The 12,784-nt window shown below is 63.0% G+C and carries 7 protein-coding genes and 1 pseudogene; 2 read left to right on the plus strand and 6 right to left on the minus strand.

Annotated elements, in window-relative coordinates; all coding sequences use genetic code 11:
• Window positions 1-57: 57 nt before the first annotated feature.
• The gene (locus tag TSH20_RS08275; RefSeq protein ID WP_199232149.1) at window positions 58-888 is read right to left on the minus strand and encodes an SOS response-associated peptidase; all 831 of its coding nucleotides are present in this window, start codon (window positions 886-888) and stop codon (window positions 58-60) included.
• Between the two features lie 333 nt (window positions 889-1,221).
• Window positions 1,222-2,406 (minus strand): Fic family protein, encoded by a 1,185-nt coding sequence (locus tag TSH20_RS08280; protein WP_109074284.1) that lies wholly within the window; start codon window positions 2,404-2,406, stop codon window positions 1,222-1,224.
• Window positions 2,407-2,718: 312 nt separating this feature from the next.
• Here TSH20_RS08280 and TSH20_RS08285 point away from each other — a divergent pair, with 312 nt between their 5' ends.
• Window positions 2,719-3,582, plus strand: a complete 864-nt coding sequence (locus tag TSH20_RS08285) for an IS5 family transposase (protein WP_199232150.1) — start codon at window positions 2,719-2,721, stop codon at window positions 3,580-3,582.
• Between the two features lie 147 nt (window positions 3,583-3,729).
• Here TSH20_RS08285 and TSH20_RS08290 read toward each other — a convergent pair whose 3' ends face one another.
• The 4 genes from TSH20_RS08290 to TSH20_RS08305 all read right to left on the minus strand — a co-directional run bounded on the left by TSH20_RS08290 (window position 3,730) and on the right by TSH20_RS08305 (window position 12,139).
• A complete protein-coding gene (locus TSH20_RS08290) occupies window positions 3,730-4,905 on the minus strand; it encodes a Fic family protein (protein ID WP_158281970.1) in 1,176 nt (391 codons plus the stop codon).
• A gap of 672 nt (window positions 4,906-5,577) precedes the next feature.
• Window positions 5,578-7,287: a methyl-accepting chemotaxis protein gene (locus TSH20_RS08295; RefSeq protein ID WP_109074286.1), complete on the minus strand. Its 1,710-nt coding sequence runs from the start codon at window positions 7,285-7,287 to the stop codon at window positions 5,578-5,580.
• Between the two features lie 630 nt (window positions 7,288-7,917).
• Window positions 7,918-9,669, minus strand: a complete 1,752-nt coding sequence (locus tag TSH20_RS08300) for a sensor histidine kinase (protein ID WP_158281971.1) — start codon at window positions 9,667-9,669, stop codon at window positions 7,918-7,920.
• A gap of 286 nt (window positions 9,670-9,955) precedes the next feature.
• On the minus strand, window positions 9,956-12,139 hold the full coding sequence (locus tag TSH20_RS08305; RefSeq protein WP_109074291.1) for an ATP-dependent RecD-like DNA helicase: 2,184 nt from the start codon (window positions 12,137-12,139) through the stop codon (window positions 9,956-9,958).
• Between the two features lie 282 nt (window positions 12,140-12,421).
• Between TSH20_RS08305 and TSH20_RS08310 the strand changes: the two are divergent.
• Window positions 12,422-12,655 (plus strand): annotated as a pseudogene (locus TSH20_RS08310) (transposase); the annotation flags it as partial.
• Window positions 12,656-12,784: the final 129 nt, after the last annotated feature.

Consider the following 12,784-nt stretch of genomic DNA (forward strand, 5'->3'; position numbering starts at 1 on the left):
GGGCTCGATCAGGCCGGGCCGGTCGTTCCGCACGTTGCCGACGTCCCCATGGACCGGTCACAGCCGTATCTGGTCCGCCGGGTACGGGCGCATCAGCGCCATCAACTCGTCGGCGCTGGCGCCCTCCTCCCCAAGCCAAGCGGCCCAAGTCGTCGGCGGCAGGATCACCGGCATGCGGTCGTGGACCTCGCGCGTGACGTCGTTCGCCTCGGTGGTCACAATGGTGAAGGTGTGCAGCCACTCATCGCTCGACGGATCCTGCCAGCCTTCCCAGAGCCCGGCGAAAGCGTCCGGCTTCTCGTTGCTCGTCGTGCCGAAGGCGAAGGGCTGCTTGGCCTTCCCCTCGGTCTTCCACTCATAGAAGTTGTCGAAGGGGATTAGGCACCGGCGCTTCTTGAACGCTGATCGGAATGCCGGCTTGTCGGGCGTCGACTCGGCGCGGGCGTTGATCATCCGCGCCGCGCCGCTGCTGTCCTTCGACCACACTGGCACCAGCCCCCAGCGAAGCAGGGAGAGCGTGCGCTCGCGGGTCTCCGGATGGGACCGGATCACCGGCAGCATCTGCAACGGCGCCGCGTTGTAGCGCGGGCCGAACTCTGGAAGCTGACCGACCACGCCGAATCGGCTGGCGATCTGGTTGCTCGGGCTGTGAATGGCAAATCGTCCGCACATGCGGTCAGGATGATCGTCCGGGTATGCTGCGTCAACCCGACCACCCGGCTTAACGACGGCCCAACCGCGCCGCCGACAGAATGGACAGGACAGGACATCGCGCAACTCCGCCAGCCGGACGTCCGGCCCCAGCCGCTGTATCGCGTCCACGACGTCCACCTCCCATCGCCGCCGGCAGGCGCCGCAGGTCGCGGAAAGCTGGCTGCGCACCGCCATTAGGTCGCCGATCCGACCATCATAGCGCGACAGCGACGGTGACGACTTCCAGGAGGCCTGTCCAGTATGAGCGCAGCGGGCGCATGCTATCTCGTTGACGGCGTGCTTCAGGAAGGCATGCGGCCCCAGGCGTCCCAACAACTCTGCCCCATCGATCTCCTCCTCATGCCCGCATCGATGGCATAGCCGCACCGCATCCACTGTCTGGCGGAGGAGGTCACGGAGGCGAAGGGTGGGTAGCAGTAGGACGGCACCCTGTATGCGCATGCGTTCCTCATACGTTCTCACCAATGAGAAGCGTCAGAGGAAACCGGAGTCAAGAGGGTGGAAATCTCAACCCGTCACCGGAAGCGGATCGGTTCCCTCGCTTAGAATTGCGAGGTATTGGCGGTAAGCGAACACACGCCCGCGTTTACGCCCGGTAACCTCCTCCACGATGCCGAGACGCTCGAGGTCAGCAAGCGCGGCGTTGACGGTCGGTGCGCTGAGGCTGGTACGCTCGACAAGGAGGTTGGCGGTCACAAACGGATTTTGCTGGAGAAGGTCGTGAACACGCAACGCCGAGCCAGTGCGTTCACTTGCCGCCGTTATGCGCTCGCGATCCTCCTTGAACAAACCGACTATACGGGTAGCGGCGTTGAAGGCTTGGTTAGCCGTCTCTGCAACCCCATCGAGGAAGAACTCGAGCCAAGCCTCCCAGGCGCCCTGCTCACGCACCTCCTGCAGCAGACGGTAATAGTCGGCCCGATGGGTCTTGAGGTAAAGGCTCAGGTAGAGAAGCGGCGAACGCAGCACGCCATGGACACACAGGAATAGGGTAACGAGCAGACGGCCAATGCGGCCGTTGCCGTCTAGGAAAGGGTGAATCGTCTCGAATTGCACGTGAAGGAGCCCGGCCTTGATGAGCGTCGGCAACCGCGAGCGGTCCTCGTGCATGAATGCCTCGAGGGCGGCGAGGCAGGCGCCGAGTTCGGTCACCGGTGGCGGAACGTAGAGGGCATTGCCGGGCCGCGTGCCGCCGATCCAGTTCTGCGAACGCCGGAATTCGCCAGGGCTCTTTGTCTCGCCGCGACCGCTTTGAAGAAGGCGAGCATGCATCTCGCAGATCAACCGGAGCGACAACGGTAGCTCGTTCAGCCGCTCCAGCCCGAACATCATGGCATCGACGTAGTTGGACACCTCCCTAACATCGTCGATCGGCTGGCCAGCCTGCGCCTCGGTCTCAAAGCGCAGTAGATCGGTGAGCGTCGATTGCGTGCCCTCAATCTGCGAGGACAGCACGGCCTCCTTGCGGACGTACATGTAAAGGAACAGCTCCTGCCGCGGCAGGAGCATGGTAATGCCGTCGAGCCGGCCGAGGGCGCGTTCGGCGAGGCTGAGGCGCTCTAGGAGAGGCAGGACGTCTATGCCGGGCTCCGGCGGGAGCGGAGGCGGCACGAAGGCGTGGACCGTCTCGCCGGCAGCGGCGGTCTCTACGAAGCAGCCGAACCGCGGATTGGGTGCTACGGCGTCAGACATGCGGTCTTCTATAGCCGGCGACGATAAATAAAGCAAAAGGCAGTTGGCTTAAATAGGCGGGGCTCTTATTTAAGTGGGCTTAAACAAGCCGGAGGCACCTGCTACGCGAAGTGGTCGTCATGCTCGTTGGCCACCTATTAGAAATTTTCTCTCATAAAATCAGGAAGGTAGCCAGATTCAGAATTTGTTTGCACCCGAGCAGTCCCGGCTGGCGCTGAGCGGGATGCTACTTTAAGCTGAGTAGGGGTGGTGCGGCGGGGCGTGGTCTGGTAGGTCTGCGGCCCTCGTTCTGACTGCCTGGATCCGCACTCTATGGGCACTGCCGTTCGTCCCGCAAGCACCACGTCGGCGTCCTGGGATACGTTCTGGGATGCCGATGCTTTTGTCGATGAGGTGCTCAGCGAGCTGACAGCGATGGCGGCCGACGGCAGTCGCCCAACCCGTTCCGGGCCGAAGCCGGCGCTCACGGGAGCAGCGTTGCGCAATGCGATCATGGCAATCTGGTGCGTGTGCTTTTGCGGCATGCAATGGCGCGCCATCGGTCAGCTCACCGGCATTCCGTTCGGCACGTTGTACACCCTGTTCGCCCGCTGGACCCGGCTCGGACTATGGCGGCGCTTACTCGACCGGCTGTGCCGCACGTGGCGCATGGCATGCGGCGACACGGCCGAGCCGAGCACGGTGGTGATCGACAGCCGCACCTGCCCCTCGGCCCCGAGTTGTTTCGCGCGGGGCGTGGATGGCGGCAAGAAGATCCGCGGCGTGAAGGTCAGCATCGCGGTGGAGAAGTACGGCCTCCCGCTGGCGATCGACGCCATGCCGGCCAACGTGCACGACACCAAGGGCATCGTACCGGTACTGCGCCAACTCGCTGGACGTGGGTTCCAAGGCCCCGCCATCGGTGATCTCGGCTATCGGGGTGAACGCTTGGCCAAAGCCGCGGAAGCGCTCAGCATCACCGTCCGGCCGATCGCCCGCGGCCGTGACGGCGTGTTCATTCCTACCGAGATCGCCTGGGTCGTGGAGCGCTCCTTCAGCTGGATCAGCCGCTACCGACGATTGAACACCATCGTCGAGCGGACGAAGGAGCACCTCGTCGCGTTCGTCGAAGTCGCCTTCATCTCCATCCTTTCCAGGCGCCTGAAGCGGCTCACGCCCCAGGAGGTCAGCGCATGACGTCTACGAACAGGTTCTAAATCGGCAGGGGTTTCGACGCCGATCGGCACAGTAACCTGCTGAGGGCATGAGAACTCTTGGGGTTCCACCTGCGTGCTGTTTCACAGCCCCTCCTTTCCTCCCGATCTCCAGGCGGACGGATTCCGTCTACGGGCGCGGCGTCCGGGACCGGGGTTCCGGAGTTGGGGCCCGCTGAGCGGCTGGACCCTCGAACAAGGCGACGATGGCGGAAGCGGTGAACAGGCGGTCACGCTGCCCTGCCCCGACGGGCTCCACAATCCCGGCGTTGGCAAGCTGGCCCACGGCCCGGTTGACGCTGGCGAAGGTTCCCCGGCCGATGCCTGCCAAGGCATCCCGGACGGTGAAGGTCGGCCGGGTCACGATCCACGGAACAAGGTCATGCACGGCGCTATCGGCGCGGACGCCCTTTGTCGCCCGCCTCCAGCCGTCGTAAAGTGCCCCGAGCCGCGCCACCCGGTCCAGATTCAACCCGGCCGTCTGCGCGGTCAGCGACAGGAACACCCTCGTCCACGCGCCCATGTCGCCCGTCTGCCGCCCCCGCTTCAGGGCGGAAACATACACGCCCTTGTCCCGGTGGACGGCTTCGCCAAGGAAGGCGCAAGCGTTCGCCGTCGCGCCTTTGGCCCGGAGAATGAGCGGTACCAGCAGCCGCCCGACGCGGCCGTTGCCGTCCGCGGTCGGGTGGACGTGCTCGAACATCCAATGCGACAGGGCTTGGCGGACCAGTTCGGGGCCGCCCTCGGCCATGGTGAACGCCCGCCACTCCTCTAGCACCCCCGACAGGGACGCCGGGGACGTGTAATGGAACAGCCCCGTTGCCGATTCCGGGTCGTCCGTGGCGTTGGCATAGGTCTTCCATCTGCCCGCCTGGTTGGCCCAATACGGGTCGGGGTCGCGCTCGAACAAGCGACGGTGGATCGCAAGAGCGGCGTCCAGCGGATCACCCATGCCCTCGTGCAAGGCGTCGAACGCCTCAGCCGCCCCCGACACGGACGCTGCGTCGTGCGGGTCTTTCGCCCGGCGCAAGACCGTCTGGAACTCCAGAAGGTCGGTAAATGTCGTGGTCGCCCCCTCTGCCCCGGAGGAATGCACGGCGTCCAGCCGGGCGAACAGGCGTCCGACGACACCGGGCACGGGGAAAGTGGAAAGCGCCCGGTCGAACTCCGCGACGACGGCCCGCGCCCGGTCCAGTACTTCCCACACGTCGTCAATGGGGGGCAGGGGCGGTACGGGCGGGCGGTAGCACGTCAGATACCGCCCGCCCTCGGCCTCGAACGACTCATAAGTGCCAAAGCCGATCATACGAACCCCTGTTGTTATACTTTGCTGTAGCAAAGTAAAATAGCACGCCATCCTATTATAGGATACCGCGCTAGAGGATCACAGGCGGGGTCCGCCTCCAGCCTGCGCCCAGGGGCCTCCTCCTCCCGGCGGCGCTGGGCGGCGTCGATCGCCGCGGCTGCCTCGGCCTCGGCCCGTGCTGCCGCCTTGGCAGCTTCGGTGTCGGCCTTGATGACGCCGCGGATTTGGTCGTTCCAATCCTTGAAAGCCGAGTCCGGGATGCTGTCCACAATCCGGGCCTCGGAGTTCCCTTCTTGCAAGGCGGCGGCCACCTTTGCCTTGAAGAGGGCAGCGCGATAAGTGTCAGCTAAACAACGCCAAGAGACGATTATCGGCGGTCGTTGACGGCGGCTCCGACAGGCCAGGGCGGCCGCCCCGCCATTGCCTGCATGCATGAGTGGACCGGCCGGCTTAACGAACCACCGTCGAGAAGACACTCGCCTCCGACCAGGACTCCGCCCGGCGGCGAGCCGTCCTCGGCCTGCAGTGTGAGTCAGCGCCAGTTCAGGACCCCTGTCAGGAAGGGGTTATCGGCTGTAAGCTAATGATCCATCTAACCTCAGGTAAGCAATTTCGGGGTCAATCAGACGCTGACAGGGGTCCTGAACTGGCGCTGATTCACACTACACCACCTCAAGCAGCCCGAACTCGGGCAATGAAGGTATCGACCTCGTCGCGCAGGCGCTCGGCTTCGTGTGATAGCCGACTGGCGGCGTCGAGAACTTGGCTCGAAGCCGTTCCCGCTTCCTCAGCCGCTTTGCTCACGCCGACGATGTTGTTGGACACCTCCTGGGTGCCTTGGGCTGCTTGCTGAACGTTGCGCCCAATTTCTCTGGTCGCCGCCGTCTGTTCCTCGACCGCTGCGGCAATCGTCCCGGCGATCTCGTTCACCTGCGTGATGGTGCGACCTATACCGCGAATAGCCTCCACCGCGCCCCCGGTCCTCACTTGAATCTCCGAGATTTGGCCGGCAATCTCCTCAGTGGCTTTAGCCGTTTGACTTGCCAGTTGCTTGACCTCGTTGGCGACCACGGCGAATCCTTTGCCCGCCTCCCCAGCTCGTGCTGCTTCGATGGTGGCGTTCAGCGCCAGCAGGTTGGTTTGGCTGGCAATGTTCTGGATCAGCCCAAGGACATCGCCGATGCGCTGAGCCGAGACGCTCAACCCCTCGACGGTCGTGTTGGTTTGCTCGGCCTGCACCACCGCGGCCCCAGAGATGCGGGAGGATTGGGTCACTTGGCGGCTGATCTCGCCGATCGAGCTGCTAAGCTCCTCCGAGGCCGATGCGACGGTCTGGACGTTGGCCGACGCCTGCTCGATTGCCACCGCCACGGCGGTGGACTGGCGCGCAGTCTCCTCGGCGATTGCCGACATGCTCTGGGCGTTAGACTGCAACTGTGCGGCGGCTGACGACACGAACTGAACAACGCCCTTGACGTTCGCCTCGAACTCGTCGGCAATGCGCCCCATCGTTCGGCGCTTGTCTTCTTCCGCCAGCTGCTTCTGCCGTTCCTGGTCAGACCGCAGCTGCTCAGCTTCGATCATATTGTGTTTGAACACTTCGACCGCACGCGCCATAGCGCCCACTTCGTCCTGGTGATCCACGGCTGGAATCGCAATACTCAAGTCGTGAGCAGCAAGCTGTGTCATCGCTACCGTCAGACCGGCAATGGGGGAAGTTACCTTGCGAAGGACGATGGCAAATCCACCAATAACCATCATGACGGCCAGCGCCGAGATGGTCCAGGTCGTGACGGTCGCTTGATTGTTTACCGCCGACACCGTGTCATAGCTACTGCCAGCGGCACGGACTTGGATGTCGATCAACTCCCCGATCTTTCCGGTGACAGGGTCGATACCCGCGTACAGCTCCTCGCGGACGAATTTGTCGAACCTGGAGGAATCCTTCTCTCTAAGAAGGTCGGAGAGAGTCTGCACGGTCCGGTTCGCGTGCTCCATCAAAGGCTTGATCTCCGTGAGGAGCCGTGTCTCATCCGGGTCCATGTCGGTTGCAAGGTAAGCTTGCCAACGCTTGGCAATTTCGAGCTTCGCCCTCTGGGTCGATGCAATGGCGGCGTTCCAGTCCGTATTGCCGTTGCGGACCTTGTGCGCTGCGTCAACGATGTCGACGGCGTAGGAATCAGAGATCACCTTCAGATCGCGCAAGGGAATCACGCGATCCTCATAGACAGATTTGAGGCCCTCCTTCGCGTCGCTCATCGAGCTCAAACTCACGGCATCCGACAACATCAGCATGCCGCCCAGCACGGCAAGAATGACCAGAAGGGTCGTTTTGATCGTGATTCTCATTCTCGCCTCGTCTTTTTGACTGGTATCTGTCATGCCGGCGCGCAGTCCGATGATTCCGGGTCCAGAATGTAAAAACCCTTAAATTTGGGCGCTTAGAAGTTAATGACTCGTTGCGAAATCAGCATGGAAGCATTCAAAGCATGCGCAATTGCATTGCAATGTGGTTTTTCTGTTTCAGAGAGACTCCTTTTCGCGATTTGCTATCTGCAGTCTGGCTTTATTTATTTCTAAAATGAGAAATAATATTCCTTCAGAGGCTTTAACAGCGTAAGAGCGCACCGCTCGTCCCTACATGCCCTCCCAAAGACGACTGGCGAGCGGCAAGCAAGGGGGCTTTCCCATTTAGGATGGCATAGGAAAGGTATCCATCCATCCCCACACCTGCTCGTAGCCTGATGCGATCGCCGCCGTAGGTTTTTGCAACTCGCTAACAACGTACCTGCACATTCGAAAAGCGCGCGATGGGGTTCGTTAAACACTGCCAAGGATGAATTGAACCGGAGCAGTTGCTTGCCCCCCTGACCGGCCTCCCGGCGGCGTGATCGGCGCCTTGCCTGTAGATCGGCGTCGATGCAGAGCCACTCTGCTGTGGGGTTTCTCTATCAAAATCAACGATGTAAACCGTCCTCCCATCTGGCCGTGATTGGGCGCCGATCCACAGACTCAGATAAGAAACATCACTCGCAGCTGGGTTCCGGGGCCAACCGTCCATTGTGGTTCCCCGCCAACCTGTTCGGCAAGCATGGCGATCAGCTGAAGACCGGAGGCCCGTGTCTGCCCCTCCGGAATGCCAATGCCGTTGTCGGTTAGGGTGAGACAGACGGACCCTGGATGTGGCACGTCCAGATCGAGCATGATCGTCCCTGCTCCTTCGGGGAAGGCATGCTTGGTGCTGTTGGTGACGAACTCGTTGGCGATCAGACCGAGCGACACCGCCGTGTTATGGTCGACGTAGACCTCACAGACGCTTGCCCTGAGGGTGACCTCCCCGGCAATGCTCCGCCCATACAAGGCGACTGTATTTGTGCAGAGCTCTCGCAGGTATCCGCCCAATTCGACCGTCCCAACTCGGCTGGTCTCGTAGAGGCGGCTGTGGATGAGGCGCAGCGCCTCGACACGGCCTTGCAATTCACCAAGGATGCGGTGGGTCTCAGCCCCATTGGACTGGCCGCTCTCCAAAGCGATCAGGCTCAGGATTGCCTGGAGGTCGTTCTTCACCCGATGTTGAAGCTCTCGCATCGCTGTCAGGCGCTCTTCCTCCACACGTCGCAGATGGGCATCGGTGGTCTGCATCGACTCGTACACCGAGGCCAGTTCCGCGAGATCGATACCGGGTGACGGCGGCAACTTCGCCTCCGGCTCCCGCATAGCGTCCACCACCCGCGCCAACCCCACGACAGCCTGGGATAGCCGACGTGCGTAGACCAGCACCAGGAGCGACGCGAACCCGAGCGCCAGGACGCATACCGTCGTCGCCAACATCAACGAACGGCGCATCGGGGCTTCGAACACCTTGGCAGGAGCGGCAAAGGCAACGGTCCACCCTGAGACGTGCGAGCGTGCAAAAGCCAGCGACAGCGGTTCTCCTTCCAGCGCTGGGCCTGACGCGTGGCCCTCTGGTGCCGTTTGAATGGCCTCCCGAACCCAGTCGGGAGCCAGTTTCCCGACGGAGCTTTCGGCGGCGCGAGTGCGAGCGACGATGACGCCGTCCCGGTCGATGATCCCGGCCACCCAGCCGGACGGGATTCGTTGCTCGTGCAGGAGTGCCTCCCACTTGATCGCCGTGACGGCGGCACCGAGCACATATTGTCGCCCGTCCGGCCCGCGGGCCGGTACGAACACCACCGCGACCGGGGCACGGGCAATCGGCCCGTACAAGAGGTTGGATACCTGCGGCTGGCCTGTGAGCAGTGCCGTGTTTATCCAGGGGATGACAGCGTCCGTTCCGGCTGCGGGAGCCCCGTAGGAAATAGCGGTGGTGAAAAGGATCTTGCCCGTATCATCACGCAAAATCACGTGCGACCAATAGGGATGATTGGTCATAACGTCCTCGGCGATGCGGTGCAGCCGTTCGGGGTCGGCATTCTCCTTCATGGTCGACACGAGGCTTTGCAGGGCGGCCGTGGTGACAAGAAGCTGCTGGTCGAGGGCGGCAGCGATGGCCTGGACGGTCCGGCCCATCTCCGCCTCGGCTAGCCGCCGCTGGGATGTCATGTTCCATGCCAACAGGCCCAGTGTGATCAGGGCCATCGATGCCAAGGCCGCGACCACGACGCGGAGAAGATGGCCACGGATGTTTTGCCGCGGTGACGAACCCAAGGGCGGTTGCGCCTTGGAAGAGGCTGACGCGCTCATCGGAACCGCCCCATCTTGGTTGAGCGATGCACCAGCAACCTCGCTGCTGCCCTTGATCACAGGAGCCGTCATCTTACCAGGAGAGCTCAATGGATTTGATTAATCACTTGAAGCGCAAAGAATTTGGTTTTTGGTCAAGGGGCATGACGATTGGTACGTCGCTACCCTCGTGCAGATCGGGGATCCTTTGATCGTTGGTCTTCGATGTCGGCTATAGAATTTTGGCGCACAATTTGTGAATCGCCGCCGCCTCAGGCCCCCTATCAGCGTCTGATCGATACTGGAATTGCTTACCTGAAGTTAGGAGGATCAATACCGTCATAAGAGGACGACGTTCCCGCATTGGTCAGGCTGCTTTTGACAATAGCCACTCCTTCAGCTTCGACCACCGGCGCCCTTCCTGACGTGATCGTACCGCCATTCCGAGTGCCTTCCGCTGTCCCACGATGACGACCAGTCGCTTCCCCCGGGTGACGCCGGTGTAGAGGAGATTGCGCCTGAGCATCGTCCAGTGCTGCATCGCCAGCGGGATGACGACGGCTGGGTACTCGGACCCCTGGCTCTTGTGGATCGTCGTCGCATAGGCCAGCGACACCCGGTCGAGTTCTCCGAAATCATAAGCGACCTCCCGGCCGTCGAAGTCGATCAACAGTTCGCTGGTCTCGGGATCGATTGCTGTGATGACCCCCAGATCGCCGTTATAGACCTCCTTCTCGTAGTCGTTCTCGGTCTGCATCACCTTGTCGCCGACACAGTAGGTCCAGCCGAAGCGCTCCACCCGGACATCGCCAGGCGGGTTCAGCACCGCCTGGAGTCCCACGTTCAACGACCGGGCGCCCAGGCCCCCACGGTTCATCGGACAGAGCACCTGGACATCGCGCACGGGGTCGAGGCCGAAACGCTTCGGGATCCGGTTCCTGACGACCTCGATGAGCTTGCGAACACCGTCCTCGGGCTCCGCCGCCTCGACGAAATAGAAGTCCGAGCCTTCTACGGGCGTCAGGTCCGGCATCTGTCCCTGGTTGATACGGTGGGCGTTGATGATAATGCGGCTGGCCGCCGCCTGCCGGAAAACCTCCGTTAGGCGCACCACGGGCACAGCGCCGGATGCAATCACGTCGGCCAGCACCTGCCCCGGGCCCACCGACGGCAACTGGTCGACATCGCCGACCAGGATCAGGGCCGACCTGTCGGGGGTCGCCTTCAGCAGCGCGTTCATCAGCGGCACGTCCACCATGGACGTCTCGTCGACGACGAGCAGATCGCATTCCAACCGGTTCTCCTCGCTGTGCTTGAAGCCTCCGGCAGCCGGGTCGAAGGCGAGTAGCCGGTGGATGGTCCTGGCCTCCAGCCCGGTGCTCTCCGAGAGCCGCTTGGCCGCCCGTCCGGTCGGGGCGCACAGCAGGATGCGGATGTGCTTGGCGGCCAGGATCTTCAGGATGGAATTCACCAGGGTCGTCTTACCGACGCCGGGGCCGCCGGTGATAACCATGACCTTGGATGCCAGGGCAAGCCGGACAGCCTCCCGCTGGCTCGGCGCCAGCGTCAGTCCCGTCCTACCCTTCACCCACTCCAGCGCCTTCTCCATGTCGATGGTGGGCCAGGGCAGCGTCCCGCCCGCAAGCCCTCGCAGCCGGGCGGCGATGGCCTGCTCGGCCCGGTACAGCCCGGCCAGGAAGACGCAGTCCCTGCCCTCCAGCTGATCGGCGATGACGGCGCCGTCACGAAGCTCGTCGGCCAGCGCCTCGGCCACCAGATCGGTGCCGACCTCCAGGAGGTCGCTGGCCAGCTTCTCTAGGTCCTCCACCGGCAGGCCGCAGTGTCCCCCGTCCATCGCCTCGGCCAGGGCATAGCCGATGCCCGCTCGGACGCGGACCATGGCCGTCTTCTCGATGCCCAGCTTGGCCGCGATCTGGTCGGCCGTCTTGAAGCCGATGCCGCGGATGTCCCGGGCCAGACGGTATGGGTTTTCGGTGATGAGTTGGATCGCCTCCTGCCCGTAGGTCTTGTAGATGCGGACCGCCCTGGATGTCCCGACACCATTGGCGTGCAGGAACAGCATGATCTCCCTGATCGCCCGCTGGTCGGCCCATCCCTTGATGATGCGGTCGGCCCGCCTGGGCCCGATGCCCGTCACCTCGCGAAGGCGAGCAGGTTCGGCCTCGATGACGTCGAACACGGCCTCGCCGAATGCCTTCACCAGCTTCCTGGCGTAGACGGGGCCGATGCCTTTGATCATGCCGGAGCCCAGGTACTTCTCGATGCCCTCCAGCGTCGTCGGCTGGGTCGCCTTCAGGAAGGTGGCCTTGAACTGGAGGCCGTGGGTGCGATCGTTAACCCAGCTGCCGCTTGCCTGGATCCATTCCCCGGAGGAGATCATGGCGGCATGGGCGACGACGACAACCAAGTCGCGGTGCCCACGGACCTTTACCCGAAGCACGCAGAAGCCGGTCTCGGCGCTGTGGAAAGTCACACGCTCCACCAGCCCGGCCAGGGACTCCGTCGATGACACGATGGCTTGCCCGCTCATGTCGGGATTGTGCAGGATTCCCCAACGCCGGGCCAGCCGCATTCGCGGTCGACGGCCAACTGCAGCCATACAGATCAACGAGCTATATCATTGATCGGCTGATAGAATTTCCTGCGTAGGGTGGCCCTGCGTCGACGCCGATGGAGAGCCATCCACCAAGCCCTTTTCTTCGATGAACCAACAAGATGACCGATTGCAGGACGTTGGCGCATAAATCACCGAGGACTGGCGGTGTGAGGGTTCTGGCGGGTATAGAGGCGGCCCGCTGAAGCCGAGCCCCCGATGCCGTACAAGGCCAACGAGCCGCGCCGCGCCAAGATCCCGAAGGCCCGGTACCGTGTGGAGAACTGGGCGGCCTACGACGTGGCGCTGCGTCGGCGTGGCGATCTGACCATCTGGGTGACACCGGAGGCGATCGCCGCCTGGACGCCACCCGTCACGGGACGGCGTGGCCGGCCAGCGCGCTACTCCGACGTCGCCATTGAGACCGGGCTGATGCTGCGCCTGGCGTTCGGTTGCAGATTCCGATGAAGCCGGCCGGGTATTCCGATTTGAAGGCGGCCACTGTTCCGAACTGAAGCCGGCCAGCGTTCCGAAGGAAAGCGGCCGGGGTGGCGTATCCCCGCGAGGCGTTTTTCGTGTCGC

This window comes from Azospirillum sp. TSH20 (genome assembly GCF_003115935.1).
Taxonomy (GTDB): Bacteria; Pseudomonadota; Alphaproteobacteria; order Azospirillales; family Azospirillaceae; genus Azospirillum.

Excerpts from the sequence above, each read along its gene's own strand:
- TSH20_RS08280 (WP_109074284.1), bottom strand. The coding sequence starts at position 2,406 with ATGTCTGACGCCGTAGCACCCAATCCGCGGTTCGGCTGCTTCGTAGAG.
- TSH20_RS08290 (WP_158281970.1), bottom strand. The coding sequence starts at position 4,905 with ATGATCGGCTTTGGCACTTATGAGTCGTTCGAGGCCGAGGGCGGGCGG.
- TSH20_RS08275 (WP_199232149.1), bottom strand. The coding sequence starts at position 888 with ATGGCGGTGCGCAGCCAGCTTTCCGCGACCTGCGGCGCCTGCCGGCGG.
- TSH20_RS08295 (WP_109074286.1), bottom strand. The coding sequence starts at position 7,287 with ATGACAGATACCAGTCAAAAAGACGAGGCGAGAATGAGAATCACGATC.
- TSH20_RS08285 (WP_199232150.1), top strand. The coding sequence starts at position 2,719 with ATGGGCACTGCCGTTCGTCCCGCAAGCACCACGTCGGCGTCCTGGGAT.
- TSH20_RS08305 (WP_109074291.1), bottom strand. The coding sequence starts at position 12,139 with ATGAGCGGGCAAGCCATCGTGTCATCGACGGAGTCCCTGGCCGGGCTG.